The organism is Tunturiibacter gelidiferens (genome assembly GCF_013410115.1).
Classification (GTDB): domain Bacteria; phylum Acidobacteriota; class Terriglobia; order Terriglobales; family Acidobacteriaceae; genus Edaphobacter; species Edaphobacter gelidiferens.
Genome location: NZ_JACCCV010000002.1, coordinates 225,236 through 250,052, shown reverse-complemented (window position 1 = coordinate 250,052; position 24,817 = coordinate 225,236). Strand labels below are relative to the sequence as shown.

The window sequence follows — 24,817 nt, the reverse complement described above, 5'->3', positions numbered from 1 at the left end:
CGGGGAAATCCATCCCACGATTGGGCCGCGAGGGCCAACGGTTTGCGAGTTCGGGTTATTACCGCCGCAGAGCTGGCGCCGGTGGATCAAATATTTGCTTCGATAGCCTTCGGCATATTGCAACTTCTTAAGTTCGGTTAGCGAGCGAATGGTGTTAGCTGCGTTTTGCTTTCTGGCACGCGGCACAGATTCCGATGACGTCGATAGCGAAGCGTTCCGCCTGAAACCCCCCGGGCAACCGTTGCAGTGCCGGGAGGACGCCGAGATCCTTTTCTTCTATGTCGGTGATGGCCTTGCAATGCGAGCAGACCATGTGGTGGTGGAGGTGGCTGTTCAGCTCGACTCGGAGGGAGCCGTGGTGCATGCTGACTTCTTTTAGAACGCCTCTTTCGACGAAGAGATGAATGTTTTTGTAAACCGTCGCGAGGGAGATCGCTGGTATACGCTTCTTGACCCGCGCGTAGACCTCTTCCGGGCTGGGGTGGCCAGGCATGGTCTGCATCACCTCGTAGAGAACCTGGCGCTGGTGGGTCGCGGTGAGTCCGTGATCCGCACAAAGTTCACGGAAGGGACGGGTCTCGACGGTGGGAGAGGCTTGCATCAAGAGCTAGTAAACGATAATTATTCTTGTTCGTCAAGGAGTGACGGAGCGTAACGACTCTGCTGCAAGGCTGTAGCTTTGATTTGCGAGGCACGGGGCAGAGTTTCGCGATCAATTTTGGGGGGAGACTGATAGGATCTCCTCCGTTCTCTTCACAGCCCGGCTCGCCAAACCAAATGCCAGGTCCAGGCGCAGGCCGCCACTGTAATCTCTGTTCCTCAACCTCGGTCCACTCTCTAGCGACTCTTCCGGTTTCTACGCCTAAAAATTTGTACTAAGACGGAGAGCGAAGCTTCGTCCGGGCGCGATCGCGTTCCCAGAGAAAAGACCCCCGAAGTCAATGACGTTGAGACGGCTATTCAGGTTACTGCCATCGGCCTGAAAGCGAATGATCATTCGGTCGCTCTTGTGGATGTCCGCACCTAACGTGGCATCGGTAGCGAGCAGAGGCAAGATGCGGCCGCGGTCGAAGTTGATGCGGCTGATTACCTGCGGGCCATACTGGGCGAGAGCGTCGGCTTGATCGCCGGTGTAGGCGAAAGGCAGACCCGAGCCGTAGCTTAGGCCTGCGGCGAACCAGAGCCACGGTACGAACTGATAGCGAAAGCGCGTGCGCAGAGTGTTGCGCTGGTCCTGCGATGCGGGGAAGTGCCCGATGGTTTGAGTGACGGCGGCGGTTACGTCATCGCCAAGGAAGAGGCCACCGGTGACCGGATACCAGACGTTGGCGACCATGTAGGAGTAGCTGGCGTAGCCGGAGAGTTTCGCGAGGTGAAGCAGAGAGAGCTTTGCTTCCGCTCCGTAGACAATCGCTTTGTCGAAGGAGATGGGATAGCTGACTCCGGTGTTGAGAAGTTGATCGTCGTCCGCAAAGTCGGCGACGTTACGACGGTAGACGTTTACGTCGAGACTCATGCACTGCGCGAAGGCTTCGCTGAGGCCGCCTTCGTAATAGTTCCCGCGGGACGGCTGGACGGGAAGGCGAAGGAAGTTATTGTTGAGTGCGTCAATCTGCGGCGAACTGGAGATGAGGATGTTCTCAAACGACGGAGTCTGGAAGATGCGGTCGTATGAGGCGTGCCACACCATGTTTAGCGATGGCAGGTAGCGGCCAACGGAGATGCGAGGGCTGAAGGCGCTCTGGTTGAGCAGGAGTTGATAGTGATCCCAACGTAAGCCGGCGCTGATCGTCCATTTGCCGAGACGTATCAGGTCTTCGACGAATGCGGATTGCTCGAGGTCTGGCCGGTGTTCCATGAAGGCCAGGCTTGAAGGAGTGTTGTCATCGAACTGCGTGGGATCGGTGATGCGATAGCTGAAGTCTTCATGCAGGAAGACGTTGTCGGATTCGACGCCAGCTTTGAACTCGTGATGGCCGTGGTGGAAAGAGTAGGTCGCTTTGAAGAAGCCTTCGCGGAAGTTGTTATGTTGAAACGCGATGATCGGGGTGGAGTTCTGATTTGAATTGAGGTTATTCGCGTTATCGCGCACCATGGCGGCGAGAGTGCCGAGGCTGTCGGGGGAGAAGATGTGCTGGTAGCGAACTGTGCCCATCGTCTCGAAGTTGCTGCCGGTCTGCAGCTGGCCGGCTTCTTGCTGAACCAACTCATTGGGAATCTCGAAACGCGAGAGTTCGTGGCGGACGCTCATATTGAGCCGATCGTTTTGGGTCAGGTCACGTTCGTAGTGGGCGGAGAAGTCTCCGGTGGTTCCACGGTTAGTGTAGTTTTCCGGCACTACAGGATTTAGGTAGTGCGCAGACATGCTGCCGGAGGCGGTAGCGCCGAAGGTGTTCTTGCCGTGCACCTCCTGCAGCTGGCCGTAAGCGGCTCCAGTATCGTAGCTGCCTCCGGACAGGACGACCTCCCCGTGCAGACCGTCGGCGGTTTGGCGGCGGGTGTTGAGTTCGACAATGCCGCCCATCTTGCGGCCGTACTCAGCAGGGAATCCAGCGGTGAGGATACTCATGGAGTCCAGGTCGTCGGCGCCAATCTCCGGGCCAAAGCTTGGGGAGCGATTGTCGGTGAGAGGTATGCCGTCGATTACGAACTGCGTCTGGTACTCGGAGCCGCGCGGATGAAGGACAGCGTTGCCCTCATAGAGCCAGCCGGGCTGCGTATCGACCAGGTCCTGCACCGACCTGCCAGGCAAGGATGCCGTACGATCCTGAATCTGCTGCGAGCCTATCTGCATGACAGAGGAGGGACGATACGGATCGATCAGCGGTGCGGAGCTGCTTACCTGCACCGACGTCTTTACCGGCGCGACAGTCAGCTTGATGGTGTGCTCAGAGGGAAGTGCCGATCTTATTTCTACTGTTTCGGTGGTTGCTGTGAAGCCCAGACTCTCTGCGCGTAGGAGATAGATCCCATAGGGTAGGGTCTCAATATCAACCTCGCCGCTTTTACTGGTTGTTAGTGAGTTGAGGTATTGGCTGGAGTTGCTGGAGATCGTGATGGAGGCGCTGAGGCCCAATCCGCCAGGATCGGTTACTTTGAGACGAAGCTCTCCTGTGTTCACTTGAGCGAGGAGCATCGGCCAAGTGCCACCGACCAGAAGCAGCGATACTGACTTAGCCAAAATGAGGCGGACGGGCATAGCGTGGGCGGCGGGCCGACTATTCTAGCCCTTAGAGACTGACTGTGAGAGCCCCAGTCCCTTGTAGTCTGGCCCCTCGATAGATTATCAATCAGCAACTACCGAACTGATTGAATTGTTGCTACGATTTCGTGGCTTTGCGGTCGGTGCTTTATGCAGTAGCTTTGGAGATTTCAAGACTGGAACATCGCGGTTTATCGCCTGACTGCAGCTGAGACAGGGACGCCCCGGCCACGATCCCCGGCATTTGTTGAAGCGTTTGCGCCCCGCATTTCTGAATTGGCGCAGTTCAGTCGGCTTCCGGGCCAGCAAAGAGGATGAGATTCTCATCCGGATCCGAGACAACAAACGTTTTGGCGCCCCAAGGCTCCCTCTTAAGTGTCTGATGGAAAGAGACTCCTGCAGCTTGATAACTCAGAAACAGCTCTTTGATTTCCATCGCGGTGGCAACCGCAATGGAAGCGGACAGCAGATGTTCGCGCTTGCGAATATCGCCAGCGAATACAGGTTCGCAGACCAGCTTCAAGTTGAGTCGTGCGTTGTCGCGGAAGACCTGCCCGTAGTATGGAGGATCGCCATAGACGAATTCGACCGCGAAGCCGAGCTTGCCTCTATAGAAATCACAGGAACTCTTGATGTTCGCAACGAAGAGTTGCGCCTCAATTGAACTGAGAACGGGACGTGACATCGTCTGTCTGTGTTCATCGGTCATAGCATCTGCTCCTGACTTAAGCGCCTGCCATCCGTCGAACCCCATTTGCCTCGCTACAAGCTCCTGCGCATCCGCGAGCCTGAAGCTTGACTCCAGTATCTGCACGTCCCCAATGTGGCGAAATCGGGGTAACGCAGCTCTGATTTGGGCCGCGACGGGATAGTACCGTTCACGGTGCCAACGCAGATACTGTTTCGCTTGCTTTTTGAGGTTTCGATATTCGGCATAGGCGCATTGGTGTTCACTTACCGTAGGTGGGCGTTGCCCTTTCGATCTGCACCGATGCGCCCTACGCAGCACTGAAAGGTTGCCTCGATCAGCGCTGCATTGTCAATAGCCGAGACTTGTGGAAGCGCGCGTGGTCACCGGTACGGTTCAGAAGATTGCCGCGACCAGAAGAAGGATAAGGCTTGTAAGCCCGGCACCCACTCGAACGAGATGGAATCTCATCCAACGATCCCGAAGCTGCAGCCAATTGTCCGGTAGCGTCGAGGCAGTCCAGGTCACGATCTGCTGGACAATAGGAACTTCAACCACCACCGTGACGAGCAGAGCTACGATAAAGAGCGCGAAAGCAATCGCATTCAGATAGCAAACTATCGGCCGCTCTCGATAGGACAGCAGCAGAACGGGTACGATCGACAAGAGGGTGGCAGGCATCAGAACGGTCATTACCGGTGCCATGTTGCGGTTCATCCGATCCACAATGGCGAGAAAGAGTTCAGGTGGGAAGGTCTTCATTGACCTGCTCAATGCAACCCATGGCCCATAGAACATTCCAGCCGTAAGAGCCGACAAAATGATGCTGACCAACTCCCATGTCTTCATGATGAGCACTCCGTTTTTACCGTACACCGCTGGAATGCACAACTCGTCGCCTCAAAGACATCGTCTTTTACTTGCTATCGGTAGACGTTCATTCGTCGATAGCTTCTTCAAGGTTGGCGCGCACGCGGAGCAAAAGGCGATTCAAAGCTGTGATCTCTGCGAAGGTTTCACGCGTCGACCGTCGAATCTGTAAAGCAACTGGATCTCTCATCGACGCAGAACGGAATAGCGCAAGGTGTGAATCCCGGAGAGGCAACCACGCCCGTCGCAGCGCTACCGCACCCACCCCTCCCGTAAAAAATCAAAGCTCCCCGTCCCTCGCGGCACAACTCCCCCAACCCGCCGCGTGTGAATCACCTCATTATTCGGATACCACAGTGGTATCCCCGGCAGCTCATCCGACAAAATCTTTTGCACCTCCACATAATCGGCTCTTCTGGCCGAGCGATCCGAACTAGCGGCAGCCTCAGTCAGTAGCTCATCAACTCGCGCGTTCGAGTATCGTCCCCGATTTCCTCCCTTCGGCGGAAAGCTGCTCGATGCGTAGGCATACCGAAAGATATCCGGATCTTCGTTGCTCCCGATCCAGCGCAGCGCATACATCTGAAACGCCCCCTTTGTCACGTCCGCATAAAACGTCCCAAACTCCGCCGACCTTATCTCCAGCCGAACCCCCGCTGCCCGCAGCTGCTGTTGCAACACCGTCACCATCAGCCGAGTCGTCTCATCCGTACTTGTCTTCATCGTCAACCGCAGCCGCACCCCATCTTTGCCGGCAGGGAAGCCAGCCTCCTCCAACAGCCTCTGGGCCCGGGCCACATCATGCGGATACTGCGCCAACTCTGCATCATTAGCCGCCGCCCAATGTCCCGCCGGCAGTAAAGTATTCGCCAACCTAGCCTGGCCCCGCCAGATCGCATTGACAATCGCCTGCCGATCCATCGCGCATGCGATCGCCTGTCGCACCCGCTTATCCTTCAACAACGGATCTGTAACATTGAAAGTCACATAAACCACCGGCGACCCCACCCCCGACTCCACCTTCAGGTTCGGCGCACTCTCCAGAGCATGCACCATATCCAGCGTCACCACATTGCTGGCCAGATCCGCCGATCCCTTCTTCAACTCCAGCGCACTCGTAATCGCATCCGGAACTACCTCGAACCGCACTCGCTCAATATCCTGCGCACCCGCCGGAGCAACTGGCAGCCCCGCCCAATACTCATGGTTCCTTGCAACGACCACCTCTTTATCCTGCACCGCGCTCACAAACCGAAACGGCCCGGATCCCACCGGATGCAGGCCAAAATCCCTCCCGCTCCCACGCGGCACCACTCCAAACAATCCATCGCTTACGTTGAACAGCAGCCCCGCATCGGGGCGCTTCAAATGCACCACAACGGTCAGCCGATCTTTCGCTTCAACGTTATCCACCGCACCAAATCCGCCACCCTTCGCGGTAACAAGCGAGCCGTCAATCAAACTCCGAATCGTATAAGCAACATCCTCTGCCTCCAGCGGCCTCCCATCATGAAACCGCACGCCATCGCGCAGATGAAACACCCATGTCAGCGGATCGGGCTGCTCCCAGCTCTTCGCCAGCCACGGCTGCAGCTCATAGTGCTCATCCTTCTTCACAAGCGCGTCAAAGATCAGGCCACCCACCCGCTCCGACTGCGCATCCGCTCCTATCCTCAGATCCAGGTTATTCGGACTACTCTCCAGAATCATCACCACCGAACCTGGTCCCTCCACCCGGCCACGACAACCCGCTAAGATGCCGAATCCAATGAGCGCCAACACGCACAATAGCTTTTGAGTCAGGATTTCACCGCCATATAATCCGTGATAAATCTGTTATCCGCTAAGGACCTGATCCTCGATTTATTCGTCGTTTGGAAATACATGGTATGCACGACAATTCGCTAGACCGTTGTCACTTTCCCCAGCACCGCAGCTCGTTTCGCTCCTGTTGCAGCCGGAATATTTCCTGGCAGATGAAACCAACTCAACCACGCGAGCAGCGCAAAGGCCACAGCCTCTTTCGCCTGCGCCGGGACCCCCAACTCTTCCATAAAGCGCACCTTCACTCCCATCGGTTCTAGTTCTGCGCGTAGCATTCTCATCAAGGAAACATTCTTCGTCCCACCACCCGCAACCACAAACTCCACTCGTGACAAAGGGGCAGCCTGCCCCACATGTCCCCACACAAACTTCCTATAGGCCTGCCCAACAGATGCCGCAGTCAACGCTGTTGCCGTAGTAATTACATCTTCATTGCGGTCTTCCACTCCACCAGCCTTCCGACACATCGCAATAAACCGCGAAACAAACACCTCTCCGAACTGCTCCCGCCCGCAAGACTTCGGCGGGAGGGCAGAGAAGTACTTCTCCTTCAAAACTTCCTGCACAACATTCTGCAACACGCGCCCCGTTCGACCCACCGCACCAGCCCGGTCAAACTCCCTTGCATACAGCCTCTTCATACAGGCGTCGATCACCATATTCCCCGGACCGGTATCGAAAGCCATTAGCCCATCGACACCGGCCTCCGCTGGAATAGCCGTCAAATTCCCAATCCCGCCAAGATTCAGAAGCACCCGGCTCACCTTCGCCGAACGGAACATACAGTAGTCCAGCATCGGCACCAGAGGGGCCCCCTGCCCACCGGCAGCCAGATCCCCCGGCCTGAAATCACTCACCACCGGAACCCGCAGCCGCTCCGCAATCACGGAGGCCTCACCGATCTGCCACGTAGCCCGCAGCGTTTTCCCCAGATACTTTTCCGGCGAGCCTTGGTGGTAGATCGTCTGTCCATGACAACCCACCAGATTAACCGTCACTCCGAACTTCTCCTGCGCGCTCACCACAGCGTCGGCATACAACTCACCCAGCCGCCAGTTCAATCGTGCAAGCTCCGCCACCGAAATCGCGTCGGCGTCCATCGCACCGAGCACAGCCGTTCGCAGAGTCTTTGAATAGGCGAGTCCCAAATGTCCCAGCAGTTTGATGCGCGGCGTCCCACCAGCCATAAGCGCCGGCGAGATCTTACAGATCGCAACGTCCACCCCATCCGCGGAGGTCCCACTCATCACTCCCGCCACCACCATGCTCTTCACCATGCCTCCCCAATCGAATGACACCGGGCAACGCCCGGTCCCGTGCATCTATCGCCACAAAAGGTACACAAATCACGAAGTGACCGCCCGCGGCGCAGGCGGCCCGTCCGGCAGGACATCATCCCTTCAACTCCCTCTGCAACTCCGCCAGCAAATTGAGAGCCTCACGCGGCGTCAACCCATCCACATCCGCCTCAGCCAACCGATCCACAATCCTCTGCGACAGCGGCGTAAACATCGTCATCTGCATCTGCGGAGCCAGCGTTGGAGAAGCCTCCCTCACCTGCTGCGTCTCGGCCCGCTCATGCACCTTCAGCACCTCGCGCGCCCGCGCAATCACACCACTCGGCAACCCCGCCAACCGCGCAACCTCAATCCCATAGCTCTTACTGGCCGGTCCAGCTTCCACCGTATGCAGAAACACAATCCCCCCCGCCGTCTCTTTCACCGTCACCCTCAGATTCGTCAGTCGCGCCAATCGATCTGCAAGCAACGTCAGCTCATGATAGTGCGTAGCAAACAGCGTCCTTGCGCCGATCCGGTCATGCAGGTGCTCTACCGTAGCCCAGGCTAAACTCAACCCATCATACGTAGCCGTCCCACGTCCCATCTCATCCAGCAGCACCAGCGAGCGGTTCGTAGCCGTATTCAAAATCGCAGCCGTCTCTGTCATCTCGACCATAAACGTTGAACGCCCCCGCGCCACGTTATCGCTCGCTCCAATACGCGTATAAATCCGGTCCACCAATCCCAGCCGCATCCCCTCCGCCGGAACAAAGCTCCCCATCTGCGTCATAACCACGAGTAGCGCAGCCATTCGCAGGTAAGTGCTCTTTCCCCCCATATTCGGCCCCGTAATCAGAAGCACTGCCGGTCCAGCATCCGCATCCAGATGAACCGAGTTCGGCACAAACCGCCCTCCACCCGACTCCTCCATCCGTCTCTCCACCACCGGATGCCGCGCCTGCACAAACTCCAGCACACCCGACACCTCAACGTTTGGCCTCACCCATCCACGCAGCGCAGCCAGATGAGCAAAACATCCAAGCAGATCGATCTCCGCGATCTTCCTCGCAGTCTCCCGCATCCGCCCCGCGGCCTCCAGCAACTGCCTCCGCAGCTCCGCAAAGATCTTCTTCTCGATCTCCCCACTCCGTTCCTGCGCGGTCAAAATCTTCGTCTCATACTCCTTCAACTCCGGCGTGGTAAACCGCTCCGCATTCACCAGCGTCTGCTTGCGCTCATAGTCAGCCGGGACCGCCTTGGCATTCGCCTTCGTCACCTCAAGGTAGTAGCCAAACACATTGTTAAACCGCACCTTCAACGATCCAATCCCAGTCCGTTCGCGCTCCCGTTCCTCAATCGCCGCCAGCGCCTGCCGCCCGCTCCGGCTCAACTCCCGCAGCTCATCCAGCTCCGCATCCACTCCAACCCGAACTGCCCCACCATCTCCAATCGACACCGGCGGTTCCTCTGCAATCGTCCGCACAATCATCTCGTACAGATCCTCCAGCGGATCGACGCTCTCCCCCAACTCCCTCCACCGCGCAGCGCCAAACGCCTTCACCGCGGCCACCACGCCAGGCAAACACCCAAGCGTCTTCGCCAGCGCCATCACCTCCCGCGGCCCAGCCGAATCCAGCGCAACCCGCCCCAGCAGCCTCTCAAGATCCAGCAATCCATCCATAGACCGCCGCAGCTCCTCCCGCCGCCGCAGATCACCCACCGCCTCACCCACCGCCTCCAGCCGCGCCTCAATCTCCCCCAGCCCACTCGCCGGCCGCAGCAGCGACGCGCGCAACAACCTTTTCCCCATCGGCGTACAACAAGCGTCCATCGTGTAAAACAGCGTAGTCTGCGCCGACTCGCCCGAAAACAGAGGCTCCACCAGCTCCAGATTCCGCACGCTCACCGCATCCAGCTCCAAACAAGTAGACCGCTCATAAAACCGTAGTCCATCCACATGCTCCAACCCGCCCTGCTTGGTCGCCCGCATGTAGTGCAGCAGAGCCCCAGCTGCCACCGTCGCCGCCTCATGTCCACCCAGCCCCATCCCATCCAGCGAATGCACCTTGAAGTGATTCCGCACCAGCGGCACCGCATACTCCGCCGTAAACACCCACTCCTCCACCGCCGTCTTCGTCCGAATCGCATCGAGTCCCGCCGCTGTCTCATTCTCCCCGGCAAGATTCACGCCACCCAGCAACCCCGATCCATATAACAACTCCACCGGCCGCACCCGCCCCAGCTCATCCACCAGCGCTGCCCATCCGCCGCCACCAGAAAACTCCGTAGCCCGAAACTCCCCCGTAGAAAGATCCAGCAACGCCAGTCCACAAACCTGCGCCGCTCCTGAACCCAACACCGCCGCACTTGCCAGATAATTGCTCTGCTCCGCCCCCAACGCAGGATCGAGCGCAGTCCCCGGCGTCAGTACCCGCGTCACCTCCCGCCGCACGACGGTCTTCGTCAGCTTCGGGTCTTCCATCTGCTCCAGCAGCGCAACCTTGTACCCCATGCGCAGCAGTTTCTGCAGATACACCTCAGCCGCGTGATAAGGAACCCCGCACATCGGCTGCTTTTTCTCGCGATCACGCGCCGTCAGCGTCAGTTGCAGCACGCGCGAGACAAGAATCGCATCCTCATAAAACAGTTCATAGAAGTCCCCAATCCTGCAAAACACCAGGCAGTCGGGATATTGTTCTTTCGCCGCAAAGTACTGCCGCATCGCCGGTGTCGCTCCAGCCGCTTCACCCGCCAAATTAGTAACCGTCTCGTTCGCCATCCCATTCATAATCACACAACAGGAAAGGCGCCGAAGGCGCGTCAGCCTCGATGGTCGATCGCGCCGTGCGCGCAGCACGCCGTTGCCTTACCGTCTCCCTGCAAACCAACCGCAAGATACGGTACACTTATATTCAGTAGTTTTAGATCTTCCACGAGAGGTTCTATCCAATGACACAGTCGACCTGGGCCACGCCCGACTTTGAAGAAATTTCCCTTAACTGCGAGATCAACTCCTACGCTCCCGTAGAACTCTAAGCAGAGTTCCCGTGAGGATTAAAGTCCTGGGGGCCGCCGCGGGTGGCGGCCTTCCCCAATGGAACTGCACCTGCACGAACTGTTCCGCCCTCCGCCAGAATCATCCCCACATCCAATCGCGAACCCAGTCTCAACTAGCCGTCACGGCAGATGACGATACGTGGTTCCTCATCAACGCCTCCCCCGATCTCCGCCAACAGCTCATCAACAACCCCGAGCTTCACCCAGACCCCACCAAGGGCCTGCGCAACACCCCCGTCGCCGGCATTATCCTTACCAGTGCCGACCTCGACCACGTACTCGGTCTCCTCCTCATGCGCGAGTTCACCCCCGTCCGCATCTACGCAACGCGCCCAGTCATCAGCATCCTCAAAAAAAACAGCTTCTTCCAGATGCTCGATCGTCTCCCCGGACAAAGCCGCTGGACCGAAATCGAACCGAACGTCAGCTTCAACGCAGGCGGCCTCACCTGCACTCCCATCGCACTCTCAAACAGTCTCCCTACCTACATCAGCGAAGAAGACCGCACCGCGCTCGGCCCAACAGGCGCAACCGTCGGACTCATCCTCGAAGATCCTCAAGGAGCACGTGCCGCCTACCTTCCCGCGCTACCTTCTGTATCCGCGCCCTTGAAGCACCTTCTCTCCACCTGTTCGTCTATCTTCATAGATGGAACCTTCTGGACCGATGACGAACTACAACGAATCCAACCCGGAACACCCTTAGCCCGTTCCATGGGCCATCTTCCCATTAGCGGCCCCGACGGCTCGCTCGAAACTCTCAAGTATCTCAAAGGCACTCGCAAAATCTACACCCACATCAACAACACCAACCCGATCTTGCAGGAACAGAGTCTGGAGCGTCGCACAGTTGAGGACGCCGGCTGGGAAGTGGCATGGGACGGACTAGAGATAACGCTGTAGATCACACAGACGCGGTTCTGTTGAGCAAAGCTGAGCTACGCCAGCGCCTCCAGCAGGTAGGCGAGGCCATGTATCACTACCAGCATCCCTTCCATCTGCGCATGCACGCAGGCCAACTCACACGCGGCCAGATGCAGGCCTGGGTGCTGAATCGCTACTACTACCAGAGCCGCATCCCCATCAAAGACGCCGTCATCCTCTCCAAGTCCGAAGATGTAGCCTTCCGCCGCGCCTGGCGAAAACGCATCGTCGACCACGACGGCGACACCGGTGTCGGTGGCATCGAAAAGTGGCTGCAACTAGCAGAGGCCGCCGGCCTCGACCGCGACTACGTCACCCGCACCCACGCCATTCTCCCCGGCGTTCGCTACGCCGTAGACGCGTACATCGATCTCGTCACCAACAGCACTCTGCTCGAAGCCGTCTCTTCGTCACTCACCGAACTATTCGCCGGCCAACTGATCGCTTTACGCATGGATGCTCTCGCGAAACACTACCCCTGGCTGCAAAACGGTCTCGCATACTTCCAAGGCAGGCTCACACAAGCTCCGGAAGACGCCGCCTTCGCCTTCGACTACTCAGCCGAACACGCCGACACCCCGTATCTCCAGTCATTGGTAGTCCGCTCGCTCGAGCGAAAGTGTGCTCTGCTGTGGGCCCAACTCGACGCCCTTCAATACTGCTACGTCGAACCCGGAGCGCTCCCTCCACAGCCCGGCGTCTTCCGTCCAGAGGCATCATGAGCGAACCCATCTCAGACTCGAGAATCCCGCGTCTCGCAGTAGGTTGTCGCGTTCGAACCGTCTCACCTGACGAAGCGATGCTTCTAGTTCCCGAAGGCGCGCTACGACTCAAAGGCGCAGCCAGCGAGATCATCGGCCTCATCGATGGACAACGCTCTGTCGAAGCAATCACAATCGAACTCCAACAGAAGCACGCCACAACCGACTCATCACAAATCACCGCCGAGGTTAAACAGTTTCTCGACAAACTCCACGCACGCAGCGTCCTTCTCTACAAGGACTAGAAGGCCTTCCGGCCGGGACCGCTACGCGCGGAGCGGTCACTTCGTGACATGTGGACCGGCTTCGCCTCCTGATCGCGACCAACGGGAGCGCCACCCAAAGGGGTATACAAGTCACGAAGTGACCGCCGCCCGCGCAGGGCAAAAGCATACAATTTTCTTGTAAGCCGAATATGTCGACACTTCCCGGTCCACTCTCTCTCGTAGCCGAACTCACCCATCGCTGCCCCCTGCACTGCGTCTACTGCTCAAACCCCCTGCAAATGCAGTCAGGAGAAGATGAGCTATCAACCGAAGACTGGGCAAGAGTCTTCCACCAAGCCGCAGCTTTAGGCGTCCTCCATCTCCATCTCACCGGTGGCGAACCCCTCGCACGATCAGACATCGCAAAACTCGTCGCCGCAGGCAGGGAAGCGAACCTCTACGTCAACATGATCACCTCAGGCCTAGGCCTCACCGCTGACCGCATGATCGAGCTCAAAGACGCCGGCCTCGAACACATCCAGCTAAGCCTTCAGGACGCTGATGAAGAAAAGGCCAACGAATTCGCAGGCGCACGAGCCCACGCCCACAAACTCAAACTCGCCACCCTCATCCGCCAACAAGACATGGCCTTCACCGTCAACGTAGTAGTCCACCGCGAAAATCTAGACCGTCTCGAAGACATCCTCGCCCTCGCCGAGTCCCTCGAACCGCAAAGAATCGAAGTCGCCCACGTCCAGTACTACGGCTGGGCCCTAAAAAACCGCGACCGACTCATGCCCACCCCCAGCCAGGTAGAGCGTTCGGTCCAACTCATCCAGGCAGCGCAATCACGCCTAAGCGGCCGCATCCTACTGCAAGCCGTCTTTCCCGACTACTACGCCCGCTACCCCAAGCCGTGCGTCGGAGGTTGGGGCCGCCAGATGATGCTCATCGACCCCGCTGGTCTCGCCCTCCCATGCCACGCCGCCGCCATCATCCCCGGCCTGGAGTTCGACTCAGTCCGCACCCACTCCCTCGAATGGCTCTGGCAACAATCGCCGGCCTTCAACCGCTTCCGCGGCCAAAGCTGGATGAAGGAACCCTGTGCAGACTGCGACCGCAGAGAGATCGACTTCGGTGGCTGCCGTTGCCAGGCCTTCCAGCTAACCGGCGACCCTGCAAACACGGACCCCGCCTGCAGCCTCAGCGATCTGCACGCAGACCTGGTCGCCATCACCCAGACCCCACCACCGCCTCCATCCCAATGGGTCTACCGCATCCTCGCCAACTCGTGAATCTATAACCTGAAGGAAACAAACCACATCTTCCTCCTCGCGGCCAAGCCGTGTCAGAGCGCAACAACGTACATCGTTTGAGGGATGTCCTATCGAACTCTCATCCCCGTAGTCTCGTCCTCGTTCCAAAAGGACAAGATCATGGCCAGAATGACAATGCCGGTGGGGATCACCCTCAACCTCATCTCTTCAAACCGAACCAAAACCGAAAAGAATCCCGAAAAAGGTCTCCGCACCGACTCGAGCGCGGCCGCTGGAATTGTCTTCGGCCTTCTCTGTTCCGTCATTGCCTGGCTCTTTCTCGCGTACGGGATATATCGCATCCACGCGATGTCTATCGCAATTCGATAGCCGGCGACCCGCACCACCATCACCGACAGATCGGCCGATTGACCTCAACAACGCTAGGTCTCCCCACGATCCTCAGCGCAATCCAATCGGCACCCCTCCCTTCTGCGTCACAAGCAGCTTGAGTCTCGATGAGACCACGCGAAACCGTTCGCGCCCACACAGAATCAAACTCATAAGCGATATACTTAATGTTTGCGGAAAACTCCGCGAAGCACCACCCGGTACGTCACCTATGTCCCTCCTCTGGCTCAGAGTCGCGGTCTTACTCTACGGCGTCGCCGCGCTCGCGGTACTGCCGGCAGCCCTTTACGATCGCCCCCGCTGGCGCCACATCGCCATCCCTGCCACCGTAGCCGCCGTCTTCTTCCACTTCGTCTCGCTGGCAGAGATGCTCAACGCCGCCCACCACCGTCTCCCGGTCGACACCCACGAAGCTCAGTCCTTTCTCGGCCTCCTGCTCGCTCTGGCTTTCCTGCTCGTCTATGCCCGATACCGCACCGTCTCCCTCGGCATCTTCCTGCTGCCCATCTGCTTTCTCTTCGGCCTTGTCCCGGCCTTCCATCCAGGCCAGGAGAGCACCGCCTTCCCAATCCTCCACACCGGCTGGATCTTTCTCCATGTAGCTCTTCTTCTCGCTGCCTACGCCGCCCTTCTCCTCTCCCTGCTGGCCTCGCTCTTCTATCTGGTTCAAGAGCGCCGCCTCAAGCAGAAGTCCCCCACCATCTCCTGGCTGCCTCCGCTTGAAACCACCGATCAGATCGCCCACAAAGCCCTCATCTTCGGCCTACCCTGCATGACCGCAGGTCTTCTCATCGGCTCACTCATCGCCCAGGCCACCGTCGGGGCCACTTACTTCCGCGATCCCAAGATCCTTCTCGCCTTCGCCATGTGGCTCGTTTATATCGCGATGATCCATATTCGCCGCATCTCCGGCCTTCGCGGGCGCCGCGCCGTCTATCTCTCCAGCTTCGTCTTCCTGATCGTGCTCGCGGTCTGGGCGGCTAACCAGTTCTCGGCAGTCCACAGGTTTACCGCCCCATGAACCAATCCAAGCCCACATCCACACAGGGGCGTCTTATCCTCCTCGGCATCAACCACAACACTGCGCCCATCGAAGTGCGCGAGCGCCTCGCCATCCCCGCCGAGCGCCTGGCCGACGCAACCCGCACCCTTCTCCATCAGCCCGGCGTCCGTGAAGGCCTCATCCTCTCCACCTGCAACCGGGTAGAGCTCCTCACCCTTCAGGACGACGCCGAATCCTCCCCACCTCAGGCCAAAACTGACCTCCTCCGCTTCCTTCACGAGTACTTTGCCGTCCCGCCGCACGACATCCAGCCCCACCTCTACGAGTTCCGCGAGCGAGAAGCCGTCCGCCATCTCTTCCGCGTCGCCAGCTCGCTCGACAGCATGGTCGTCGGCGAACCCCAAATCCTTGGGCAGGTGAAAGAGGCCTACACTGTCGCCCGCGACGCCGGCGCCGTCTCGACCCACCTCGAAGCCCTGATGCAACGCACCTTCACCGTCGCAAAAAAGATCCGTACCGAAACACAGATAGGTTCAAGCTCTGTCTCCATCGCCTCGGTAGCAGTCGATCTCGCTCGGAAGATCTTTGGCTCTCTCTACGGAAAGACCGTACTCCTCGTTGGCGCAGGAAAAATGTCCGAGCTGGCCGCCCGTCACCTCATCCAGCAAGGCGCGTCATCCATCCTCGTCACCAACCGCACCCAGTCTCGCGCTGAAAAAATAGCCTCCGACTTCAGCAGCCTCACCGTTCACACCGAAGCCATTCCCTTCGAGTCACTCTACGAGCAGGCCGACCGCGCCGACATCGTCATCACCTCCACTGGCGCTCCTCAAAAGATCTTCGGACGCTCTCACGGCCAGCACTTCCTCCATCGCCGCCGCAACCGTCCCATGTTCTTCATCGACATCGCTGTCCCCCGCGACGTCGACCCGCGCATGAACGAGGTCGAAGGATGCTTCGTCTACGATATCGACGATCTCCAGCAGGTAGCCGCGGCCAACCTCGCTGACCGCAGCCGAGAAGCCGCCGCAGCCGAGAATATCGTCAGCAGGGAAGTAGACAAATATCAGGAGCGTCTCCAGTCCCGCGACGCCGTCCCCGCCATCAAAGCCCTTCAGCAGCAGGCCGAACATCTCCGTCAGGCCGAACTAGCCCGGTCACAATCCAAGCTCGCCGACCTTACCGCGCAACAACGTGACGCGGTCGAAGCCCTCACCCGCTCGCTCACAGCCAAGCTTCTCCACCCGCAACTCACCGCACTCCGCGAATCCACACGCAAAAAAGATTCCGAGTAGACTTAAGGCGCCTTGCCTCGTCTCTACTCGGAATCCGCGACTACCAATGTGGCTCGCCGCAAAAGTGTGACTACACCGCGCCTGAGCCACGAAAAACTGCGGGAATCGTCTGAAACAGGATCTTGATATCAAGCCACACCGACCATTGATCGATGTAACGCATATCCAAAGCCATCCACTCGTCGAAGCTGATTGAGCTTCGCCCCATTACCTGCCACAAGCAAGTAATTCCGGGTTTGACGCTGAATCGTCTCCTGTGCCAGTCCTTCGAGAACCCTTCATAATCTCTCACTGGAAGTGGCCGCGGACCGACAAGACTCATGTCTCCAAGAAATACATTGATGAGTTGAGGAATCTCATCGAGACTCGACTTACGCAGAAACTTACCCAACGGCGTAATACGAGGATCGTTCTTCAACTTGAAGGTCGGGCCGTTGGTCTCATTCAAATGCTCCACCTGAGCCATGAGCTTCTCGGCATCCACCACCATTGTTCTGAACTTTAAAATCTCAAAAGGTCGCTTGCCGTAACCAATTCTGGTCTGACGAAAGAAGACGGGTCCCTTCGAAGTCAACCGGATCAACGCCGCAACCGCAAGAAAGACCGGAGCCAGCGCCAGCAACAGCACCGCCGATACCACGGCATCGGTGAGCCGCTTTATCATAAAGCCCCATGCGTTCCACGACTCATCATGCAGGGTGATCGTGCCTACCCCTCTCTGCAGATACGCAGTTCGTTTCGTCTGTTCCTGGTCGAAAAACGTTCCAATGCTTCGCACTGCGATCCCGTGGTCGCGACACGAGGCGACGATCTCGGCTATCTGCTGATAGAACGACGCCAATGGCAAAGCCACGATCACCTCGTCAACCGGAAGAGTTCGCAGCAGAGCCGGGATCGAATCCAACCCTCCCAGTAAAGCTCCTGCGTTGGACGCGACCGTCTCTTCAGACCACCATTGATCGTCAACGAAACCCTGAAGGTGGTAACCCCACTCCGGGTGAAGTGCTACATCCTGCGCAAACCCATGGGCCCGCCGATTCGTACCGACCACCAAAACATGGCGAAGGTTATAGCCCTTCGAACGGAACACTCGCGCTAGGGCTCGCCCGATAAGCCGCGTGGATACGAAGATGGCGAAGCTGATCAAGCCAAAGACCGCGCTGATCAAACCAATCTCTGCGATGCTGTGTCTCGAGTGCGAACACACCAACCATAGCCAGGCGCAGGAGGATAGCGCGCAAAGCATGCTCGCTATGCAAACATCCATGACCTCTCGAAAAAACCCATCCACTCTGCGAGATCGATAAAACTTATTCGACCGGAGAATTCCGTGCCATACTACCGCCAACACCAGGGTCGCAAGGAAGACCTGTATCGGATGACGGGTCTCCAGGGAGTCAAGAAATCCAAAAAAACGGTGGCCGGACGTAAAGGCATACGCACCGCCCAAACTGCCGAACAATAGACAAATGTCGCCAAATTCCACCAACTCTAGAAAGATCTTCCTGTTGGGTGGTGTCATAGGTCTAGCCCCTTTTCATTAACGCTGTAACGGAAGTTATGATGCGAAGCCGACAAGGGAAAAGCTGATTACCACACGTCACTAGGGTAACCAAAGGAACAGAACTCGACAATGAAGCGGACGGTCCGAGAAGGCCTTCTCATATTCGTCGGTAGCTCGCCTATCTCAACCTGCATAAGCAATTCTGGGGCCGGACTGAGAGAGAGGAAGCCAATCTGCCAAATAAAGGAACAACTCTGATAGAAGTGCCCCGCAAGCATCTCTTCCAGAGTGCGATGGCCGGGTTTGAGAGTTGCACTGCAGGGCTTTGCAGGTTTGGACTTGAAAATGCTAACAACCCGGGTAGCAGGCAGTCCGTTTGTCTGGACAAGGGAAGAAATCTCCCGGGAGAAAAGTAAATTGCTCATGACAAAGAAGTGATATTGCTAAAAAATTGCTACTTCCTTGGGAACTTTCGTTCCATTCGTACCTCGGCGGGTGCGCTTTGACCGGCTTCAACCGCGGTACAGAACTATAATGTTTATTGATAAAGCAGCTTCTTGCGTTCCGTGCGACGGAGAACTATGCAAAACGAAACGGGTATCCGTGATGTGTCCAGGCTGCTTGACCAGCTCTCTCTCTCGGAGAGTTCATCCAGCTTAGCCAATCGGTATCAGAATAACCGGCCATTTCCTTATCTCACGATCGATAACTTGTTCGATTCGGAGCAGCTCACGGCAGTGCTTGAAGAGATGTCCCACACCAAAAAATCGGATTGGGTACATCACAATACCCAAAACCTGGAAAAACTCGGGCAGAAGTCCGCAGCGGGGCTTGGACCAGCGGGATTTCAGCTGGTAGCTCTGCTTCACTCAGCTCCGTTCCTCTATCTCCTCTCCGAGATCACGGGAATCTGGAATCTCCTGCCTGACCCCTATATGCATGGGGCCGGCTACAGCATTATCCCGCCAAAGGGAAAGTTCGATGTTCACATCGACTCCAACGCCGACATTACGAGCGGCCTCATTCGCCGTCTGGCTCTTATCATCTATCTCAATCATGACTGGACCCCGGACTACGGCGGCCAACTCGAACTTTGGAACGAGGATGCCAGCCGTAAAGAGGCGGAGATCGAGCCTATCTTCAACAGAACTCTGCTCATGAAGATCTCCGAGACCTCCTATCACGGCATCAACCCAGTAGTCGAACCCAGCGGAAGATCACGTTACTCCTTCATGATCTACTACAACACCGCCGGGAGCATTCTCGGCAAAGAGATGGGTGTGCACAGCTCCCTCTACGCCCCGGATTGTTATCGACCGAAGCCCACGGTGCGCAGTCTGGTTCGGAAGTGGACTCCACCTGTCTTCTACGACTTCGTTCGTCAGAGGATCCGGTAGCTCTCGCTTCGATCAAGTGGGATATCAAGCTCTGCGTTCTTGTCGGACGAAGTAAGTTCTTTGTTTTAAATCTTCAAGTTCTGACGAGTTTAACTTAGGGCTGACAGCAACGTGTCTCATCTGCATCTCACTCAGTATGCGGACGCTTTGCGATGGAAATGAGAGTATCTTCCTATCCCACTCGCATCATCTCTCCCCAATGCGAAAGCGAAGCGACTACGTTACAGTGAAAATACAGATAGATTTTTGAGGCCTGATGCGGATTCTGTTTCTACACAATAGATACATCTATCGAGGGGGAGAAGATGAATCTCGGGAGCAGGAGATCGCGATGCTTCGGTCTCGCGGAGAGGAAGTTAGCGATTACACGCTCGACAATGCTGAAATAAAGTCGGGGAACTTGGTCACTGTCGGTCTGCGTTCTGTCTGGAACACTAGAGAAGCCGATCGAGTGAAAGACCTGATTCGATCGACAAAGCCGGATCTCATGAAGGTGGATAATTTTTTCCCTCTCCTTTCACCATCTGTCTTCGACGCCGCGAAGGCAATGGGTGTCCCAACCGCTCTTTCCGTCCGAAACTACCGGCTTATCTGCCCTTCCGCAAATCTTTTTCGCGACGGGCACGTATGTACTACATGCGTTGGCAGCAAAATTGCACTTGCAGCCATACAGCATCGTTGTTATCGGCAGAGCTATCTGCAGTCGGCTGCCGTCGTCGCCAGCAACGCGTACGCTCATCTCCGCGGCGTCTGGACAAACTCCGTTGATCGCTACATCGCGGTCAGCAGCTTCGTGAAGCAGCAGCTGGTCGCAGGTGGATTTCCTGAAGAGAGAATTATTGTGAAGCCGAACTTCATCTCGGATAGTGGCATTGGCGACGGTTCCGGCGGCTACGGTTTATATGTAGGCCGTCTGACTGAGGAGAAGGGTCTTCGCTCGCTTCTGAATGCGTGGCCCGACGTCCCGCCATCCGTCTGTTTGAAGATCATCGGCGACGGCCCCCTTGAGTCCCTCCTCCGTCAGGCATCGGAGGCTGATCCGAGGATCGAATACCTCGGACGAAAGTCGCTCGCAGAAGTATGCGAATATCTCGCCAAAGCAGCTTTCCTCGTCTTCCCGTCGGAGTGGTATGAACCCTTCGGCCGCACCATCGTCGAGGCATATTGCAAAGGGACGCCAGTGATTGCCGCCTTGACCCCGCCGATGAAGGCGATGGTTGACGAAGGTGTAACTGGTCTCCTATACAACCGCACTGATAAGAAGGGCCTCGCCTCCGCGGTAAGCATCCTTATGGCAGACTCAGAGCGTCTGAATCTAATGCGGGAGCGGGCTCGAGCCAAGTACCTTGCTATCTACACTGAAGATCAAAATTATCGACAGCTTATGGATATCTTTCACCAATGTATTGACACCCATCATTCGCAACTGGCGTAACAACGAAAATAGGTACCTTCCTGAGGTAGAGTCAGTCTTACAGCATGACCAACGTATCGATGAGTAACAAGCTCTTCGCCAAGAATGTAGTTTGAAAATTTGTTACACCATTTGAACAGATCGACGTCCGAAAGAAAGTTCCCTTGGGAGCAGTTACGTTACAGAGGTTCGAGGAGATCCATAAGTCCTGTGGTAGTATTCAAGAATAAATCTCTTATCTGCGCTGTAAGATTTTCAGCCCTCGAGTCTCAAGAGGGTGTTGCTCTTGAGCTAGCACAATTCATAGCATTCCCCCGATCAGTCAATTCCGTCCGAGGCGAATGCAAAAAAGGATTATTGCTATGAGTGCACTTCAGCCACATCCTTCTCTCTCCAAACATCAGCCTGCAGCATTAGGTACATTGTCCGAAGACGCTCTCTTCGGATCGAGCCCCTCCGAGTACGAGACGCTTTCCGGCGTACTCCGGGTTCTGCGCCGGCGATGGAAGACTGTCGTTCTCGTGGCGCTCGGTATCTTTCTTCTGGGCCTGCTGGTCTGCCTCTTGATGACGCCGAAGTATGCTTCCACGGCCATCATCGAAATCAACAAAGAAGATAACAGTGCCAATGTCTCGACCGACACGGGAGCCGCGTCGCCTACTGCCGATGAACTGAAGGCCGAGATAGAAACCGACATCAGCGTGCTCGAGAGTGATGGCATCGCGCTGGCCGTCATACGCGATCTCAATCTCACCCACATTCGTCCCTTCGACAAGGCTATCGTCGCCTCTGAGAAAGACAAGCCTCTCGATCAGGCGCCGCTCACCCGCGAAAAGTTGATCAAACGCTTCGCGAAGAGTCTCACGGTTGAGTCACCGCCGGACACGCGGCTCATCACAGTTACCTTCCAGAATCCGGACCCAGTCGTAGCCGCCAACGTCGCAAACGCTATCTCGCAGAAGTTCATCGAAAGCGCGATGGATCGCCGCCACAACTCGACGATTCAATCGTCGTTTTGGCTCCGCAAGCAGCTCGATGATCTGAAGAAACAGGTCGAAGAATCCGAACAGAAGTTGGCTGATTACCAGAGACAATCCGGCCTGGCGGGCGTTCAACTCTCCGGTGGTGGTCCCGGCGATAATGCGGCCAGTGTTGGTGTGTCACCTCATAGCACCGTCACCGATCGACTCTTCGGCCTCAACCAGGAGCTCACCACCGCAGAGTCCAATCGCATCTCTGCGGAGACCGTCTTCCACCTCGTCCAGTCGCAGGATCCTGAGGTTGTACTTGGCCTTGGCTCGATGAGCGTCTCAGGCGGTGGTGGAGGCGCACTGACAGCAGACGGCGGAATTCAACTCGTCCGCTCCCTCAGGACCCAGGAGGCTGAACTCGCTCAGGAGTACGCAGGGGCAGCGGTCAAGTACGGCGCCAATAATCCGCGTCTCGCGCAAACCCAGCAGCAGCTCGATGCCGTTCGCCAGCAGATGCACGCCGAACTGGCCCGCATCAGCAAGCGCGCAGAGAACTCCTACCTCTACGCAAAGCAGAACGAAGACACCATCCGGCAACAGTTCGTCAAGCAGCAGTCCGCCGCAAATGAGATGGCTGACTCCACCGTCCATCTCCAGGTCCTGGCCCAGGAAGCGAACTCCAATCGAACTCTCTACGAGAACCTCTTCTCGAAGCTGCAGACTGCAAGCCTGGCCTCTGGCGTTCGCGCCACCCGCATTGATATCGCCGATCAGGCCCGGCCCGCCGGCACTCCGGCCGTACCGAACTACCTGAAGTATCTATCTCTGATCGCCGGCATAGGAATGTTCTTCGGTATCTCTTCCGCCTTTCTGCGCGAGAGTCTCGATGAGACAGTACGCAGACCGCGTGATCTGCAGGGGGTCGCTGGCCTTCGCATGCTTGGCTATGTCCCCAGAATGCAGACCAAGAGTCTGCTGACCGCGTCAGGTGGAGATAGCAAGCTGATCGACGCTCCAAAGGCTCCTTTCTCCGAGGCCTTTCGCGTCATTCGAACCTCCATCCTGCGTGCCCTCCCATCCATCGGCTCCAGGACGCTGCTCGTCACAAGCGCCGCAGGCCGCGACGGCAAGACAACGGCGGTCTACAACCTTGGAGTGGCCTTCGCGCAGCAGGGCGCACGTGTTCTGCTGCTTGATTGCGATCTTCGCAACCCGGATCTGCACCGCCTCTTCGGATGCGCGATCTCTCCCGGTGTAAGCGACCTCGAAGACCCAGTCACCAAAGCGGAAGTTCTCGGCGTCGTACGGCACACCTCGCTCCCCAACCTCTTCATGCTCCCCGCCGGACGCCCCCCCGAGTTCCCCGCGGAGTTCTTCGAATCGCAAACCTTCGACGCTCTCCTGCGAGTCTGCGCCGCCGACTATGACTACGTTCTGATCGACAGTCCCCCAATCCTGTCGGTCACAGACACCGCCATCATCGCCAGCAAGGTTGGCGGCACCATCGCAGTAGTACGCTCACGCAGCACAACCCAGTCCGTGCTCTCCAGCCTGATCGACAGCCTCCATCACGCCAACACGCCTGTCCTGGGTGTTGTGTTGAACGATGTTCGCAATCCGACAGCTGACGGATTTCACGGCTACAGCTACTCCAGACAAGAGGAAGGTCAGGTTCATGCGACTATCTAGTCTTTATGGAAAAATGGTTCTTGCACCGGTATTTCTAGGCGCTCTCGCGTTCTCATCGCCTACCGCCCACGCTCAGCTTGCCCCACAAAAGGTAGGAGGGACCAGCACCTTCGACGGTCCCGGAGCCGGCGACACGGAACCGACCACCAGAAGAAGATTGACAACCCTGACGGTGGTTCCCGAGGACTTCTCCGGGCTGCAACTCGCGCCGGGCTTTCTTCTCAGCATGGAAGTGTATGACGCTCCCGAGCTATCCACCGACGTTCGCATCGACACCCATGGAGACATCACCCTCCCCATGATCGGATCAATCCACGTGGCAGGTCAGACCATGACCGAAGCTGCCGCCGCGATCGAGACGCGTCTTAAAGACGGCAAGATCCTCAACAATCCGCAGGTCAATCTGAACGTCAGCCAATACGCAGGCTCGAACGTCAGTGTTCTGGGCGAAGTACACAATCCCGGACGAATCGAGTTGCTCGCACCGCACAGCCTCGAGGACATCATCGCCCTCGCCGGCGGCGAAACCCAATTGGCTGGAAACGCCATCGAGATCCGTCACCCCGAAGGCGTCAATCCGCAGAAAGAGATGGTCCACTACTCGCGGAGCTCTGACGACATGACCCTGGTGGATACAAAGGTTCGCCCCGGGGACACGGTCACGGTGCGGCGCGCCGGTGTTGTCTACGTCCTTGGCGGTGTCAACAGGCCAGGAGGTTACATCATGCAGGAGGGAGGCGAACTCAATCTCACCCAGGCTCTCTCCCTCGCCTACGGAACGACCATCAACGCCGCGGTTGGCTCCATGCGGCTGATCCGCAAGATGCCGGACGGCCAGGTTCAGGAGACCGCCCTCGCATACAGAGACATCGAGAAGGGAAAGATCCCCCCACCCCGGCTGCAGGCGGAAGACCTGATCTATGTGCCGATCAGCAAGACGAAGACAGTTTTGACAAGCGGACTCTTCGCAAGTACGTCGCAGGCCGCCCTCTACGTCTATCACTAGAACTCTCTTGCCGAGTTCAGCCGCCATTTTGCTTCGCAACCAGCTGACGCCGGCATATCG

20 protein-coding genes are annotated in these 24,817 nt (G+C 57.4%); 12 read left to right on the top strand and 8 right to left on the bottom strand.

The window, feature by feature from the left end; genetic code table 11:
- Nucleotides 1-154: 154 nt before the first annotated feature.
- The 7 genes from HDF12_RS13145 to mutS all read right to left on the bottom strand — a co-directional run bounded on the left by HDF12_RS13145 (nt 155) and on the right by mutS (nt 10,643).
- Entirely contained in the window at nt 155-601 is a 447-nt protein-coding gene (locus HDF12_RS13145; protein WP_179584066.1) for a Fur family transcriptional regulator, read from the bottom strand.
- A 261-nt stretch (nt 602-862) separates the two neighbouring features.
- Complete coding sequence (locus tag HDF12_RS13140; RefSeq protein WP_179584065.1) at nt 863-3,136, bottom strand: TonB-dependent receptor; 2,274 nt, start codon at nt 3,134-3,136, stop codon at nt 863-865.
- Between the two features lie 352 nt (nt 3,137-3,488).
- Nucleotides 3,489-3,911 (bottom strand): VOC family protein, encoded by a 423-nt coding sequence (locus tag HDF12_RS22015; RefSeq protein ID WP_218892456.1) that lies wholly within the window; start codon nt 3,909-3,911, stop codon nt 3,489-3,491.
- 375 nt (nt 3,912-4,286) lie between these two features.
- Complete coding sequence (locus tag HDF12_RS13130; protein WP_179584064.1) at nt 4,287-4,739, bottom strand: anthrone oxygenase family protein; 453 nt, start codon at nt 4,737-4,739, stop codon at nt 4,287-4,289.
- 273 nt (nt 4,740-5,012) lie between these two features.
- Complete coding sequence (locus HDF12_RS13125; protein WP_348641527.1) at nt 5,013-6,542, bottom strand: ABC transporter substrate-binding protein; 1,530 nt, start codon at nt 6,540-6,542, stop codon at nt 5,013-5,015.
- A gap of 122 nt (nt 6,543-6,664) precedes the next feature.
- Nucleotides 6,665-7,861 (bottom strand): anhydro-N-acetylmuramic acid kinase, encoded by a 1,197-nt coding sequence (locus HDF12_RS13120; RefSeq protein WP_257025653.1) that lies wholly within the window; start codon nt 7,859-7,861, stop codon nt 6,665-6,667.
- A gap of 115 nt (nt 7,862-7,976) precedes the next feature.
- Complete coding sequence (gene mutS / locus HDF12_RS13115) at nt 7,977-10,643, bottom strand: DNA mismatch repair protein MutS (RefSeq protein WP_179584063.1); 2,667 nt, start codon at nt 10,641-10,643, stop codon at nt 7,977-7,979.
- Nucleotides 10,644-10,813: 170 nt separating this feature from the next.
- On the opposite strand from mutS, the gene pqqA reads away from it, so the two are divergent.
- From pqqA to hemA, 8 genes are all read left to right on the top strand, one after another.
- Nucleotides 10,814-10,900 (top strand): pyrroloquinoline quinone precursor peptide PqqA, encoded by an 87-nt coding sequence (pqqA, locus tag HDF12_RS22915; protein ID WP_179586853.1) that lies wholly within the window; start codon nt 10,814-10,816, stop codon nt 10,898-10,900.
- A gap of 11 nt (nt 10,901-10,911) precedes the next feature.
- Nucleotides 10,912-11,823 carry a pyrroloquinoline quinone biosynthesis protein PqqB gene (gene pqqB / locus HDF12_RS13105; RefSeq protein WP_179584062.1) on the top strand — a complete coding sequence of 304 codons (912 nt, stop codon included), beginning with the start codon at nt 10,912-10,914 and terminating at the stop codon, nt 11,821-11,823.
- The gene (pqqC, locus tag HDF12_RS13100) at nt 11,796-12,566 is read left to right on the top strand and encodes a pyrroloquinoline-quinone synthase PqqC (protein WP_179584061.1); all 771 of its coding nucleotides are present in this window, start codon (nt 11,796-11,798) and stop codon (nt 12,564-12,566) included. The genes pqqB and pqqC overlap by 28 nt, the downstream gene beginning before the upstream one ends.
- On the top strand, nt 12,563-12,850 hold the full coding sequence (gene pqqD / locus HDF12_RS13095; RefSeq protein WP_179584059.1) for a pyrroloquinoline quinone biosynthesis peptide chaperone PqqD: 288 nt from the start codon (nt 12,563-12,565) through the stop codon (nt 12,848-12,850). The genes pqqC and pqqD overlap by 4 nt, the downstream gene beginning before the upstream one ends.
- Nucleotides 12,851-13,020: 170 nt before the next feature.
- Entirely contained in the window at nt 13,021-14,106 is a 1,086-nt protein-coding gene (pqqE, locus tag HDF12_RS13090) for a pyrroloquinoline quinone biosynthesis protein PqqE (protein ID WP_179584057.1), read from the top strand.
- Nucleotides 14,107-14,247: 141 nt separating this feature from the next.
- Nucleotides 14,248-14,457 carry a hypothetical protein gene (locus HDF12_RS13085; protein ID WP_179584056.1) on the top strand — a complete coding sequence of 70 codons (210 nt, stop codon included), beginning with the start codon at nt 14,248-14,250 and terminating at the stop codon, nt 14,455-14,457.
- A 232-nt stretch (nt 14,458-14,689) separates the two neighbouring features.
- Complete coding sequence (gene ccsA / locus HDF12_RS13080; protein ID WP_179584054.1) at nt 14,690-15,499, top strand: cytochrome c biogenesis protein CcsA; 810 nt, start codon at nt 14,690-14,692, stop codon at nt 15,497-15,499.
- A complete protein-coding gene (gene hemA / locus HDF12_RS13075; protein WP_179584052.1) occupies nt 15,496-16,776 on the top strand; it encodes a glutamyl-tRNA reductase in 1,281 nt (426 codons plus the stop codon). The genes ccsA and hemA overlap by 4 nt, the downstream gene beginning before the upstream one ends.
- A 70-nt stretch (nt 16,777-16,846) precedes the next feature.
- On the opposite strand, the gene HDF12_RS13070 is transcribed toward hemA, so the two are convergent.
- Nucleotides 16,847-18,298 carry a sugar transferase gene (locus tag HDF12_RS13070; protein ID WP_257025652.1) on the bottom strand — a complete coding sequence of 484 codons (1,452 nt, stop codon included), beginning with the start codon at nt 18,296-18,298 and terminating at the stop codon, nt 16,847-16,849.
- Nucleotides 18,299-18,861: 563 nt separating this feature from the next.
- Here HDF12_RS13070 and HDF12_RS13065 point away from each other — a divergent pair.
- The 4 genes from HDF12_RS13065 to HDF12_RS13050 all read left to right on the top strand — a co-directional run bounded on the left by HDF12_RS13065 (nt 18,862) and on the right by HDF12_RS13050 (nt 24,757).
- The gene (locus HDF12_RS13065) at nt 18,862-19,677 is read left to right on the top strand and encodes a 2OG-Fe(II) oxygenase (RefSeq protein WP_179584048.1); all 816 of its coding nucleotides are present in this window, start codon (nt 18,862-18,864) and stop codon (nt 19,675-19,677) included.
- 331 nt (nt 19,678-20,008) lie between these two features.
- On the top strand, nt 20,009-21,112 hold the full coding sequence (locus HDF12_RS13060; RefSeq protein ID WP_179584046.1) for a glycosyltransferase: 1,104 nt from the start codon (nt 20,009-20,011) through the stop codon (nt 21,110-21,112).
- A gap of 341 nt (nt 21,113-21,453) precedes the next feature.
- The gene (locus HDF12_RS13055) at nt 21,454-23,751 is read left to right on the top strand and encodes a GumC family protein (RefSeq protein WP_179584044.1); all 2,298 of its coding nucleotides are present in this window, start codon (nt 21,454-21,456) and stop codon (nt 23,749-23,751) included.
- Entirely contained in the window at nt 23,738-24,757 is a 1,020-nt protein-coding gene (locus tag HDF12_RS13050; protein ID WP_179584042.1) for a polysaccharide biosynthesis/export family protein, read from the top strand. The genes HDF12_RS13055 and HDF12_RS13050 overlap by 14 nt, the downstream gene beginning before the upstream one ends.
- The last annotated feature ends 60 nt before the right edge of the window (nt 24,758-24,817 follow it).

Coding starts and splice junctions, on each gene's coding strand:
- HDF12_RS13145 (WP_179584066.1), bottom strand. CDS start 601: ATGCAAGCCTCTCCCACCGTCGAGACCCGTCCCTTCCGTGAACTTTGT.
- HDF12_RS13140 (WP_179584065.1), bottom strand. CDS start 3,136: ATGCTCCTCGCTCAAGTGAACACAGGAGAGCTTCGTCTCAAAGTAACC.
- HDF12_RS22015 (WP_218892456.1), bottom strand. CDS start 3,911: ATGACCGATGAACACAGACAGACGATGTCACGTCCCGTTCTCAGTTCA.
- HDF12_RS13130 (WP_179584064.1), bottom strand. CDS start 4,739: ATGAAGACATGGGAGTTGGTCAGCATCATTTTGTCGGCTCTTACGGCT.
- HDF12_RS13120 (WP_257025653.1), bottom strand. CDS start 7,861: ATGGTGAAGAGCATGGTGGTGGCGGGAGTGATGAGTGGGACCTCCGCG.
- mutS (WP_179584063.1), bottom strand. CDS start 10,643: ATGGCGAACGAGACGGTTACTAATTTGGCGGGTGAAGCGGCTGGAGCG.
- pqqA (WP_179586853.1), top strand. CDS start 10,814: ATGACACAGTCGACCTGGGCCACGCCCGACTTTGAAGAAATTTCCCTT.
- pqqC (WP_179584061.1), top strand. CDS start 11,796: ATGGGACGGACTAGAGATAACGCTGTAGATCACACAGACGCGGTTCTG.
- pqqD (WP_179584059.1), top strand. CDS start 12,563: ATGAGCGAACCCATCTCAGACTCGAGAATCCCGCGTCTCGCAGTAGGT.
- pqqE (WP_179584057.1), top strand. CDS start 13,021: ATGTCGACACTTCCCGGTCCACTCTCTCTCGTAGCCGAACTCACCCAT.
- HDF12_RS13085 (WP_179584056.1), top strand. CDS start 14,248: ATGGCCAGAATGACAATGCCGGTGGGGATCACCCTCAACCTCATCTCT.
- ccsA (WP_179584054.1), top strand. CDS start 14,690: ATGTCCCTCCTCTGGCTCAGAGTCGCGGTCTTACTCTACGGCGTCGCC.
- hemA (WP_179584052.1), top strand. CDS start 15,496: ATGAACCAATCCAAGCCCACATCCACACAGGGGCGTCTTATCCTCCTC.
- HDF12_RS13070 (WP_257025652.1), bottom strand. CDS start 18,298: ATGACACCACCCAACAGGAAGATCTTTCTAGAGTTGGTGGAATTTGGC.
- HDF12_RS13065 (WP_179584048.1), top strand. CDS start 18,862: ATGCAAAACGAAACGGGTATCCGTGATGTGTCCAGGCTGCTTGACCAG.
- HDF12_RS13060 (WP_179584046.1), top strand. CDS start 20,009: ATGCTTCGGTCTCGCGGAGAGGAAGTTAGCGATTACACGCTCGACAAT.
- HDF12_RS13055 (WP_179584044.1), top strand. CDS start 21,454: ATGAGTGCACTTCAGCCACATCCTTCTCTCTCCAAACATCAGCCTGCA.
- HDF12_RS13050 (WP_179584042.1), top strand. CDS start 23,738: ATGCGACTATCTAGTCTTTATGGAAAAATGGTTCTTGCACCGGTATTT.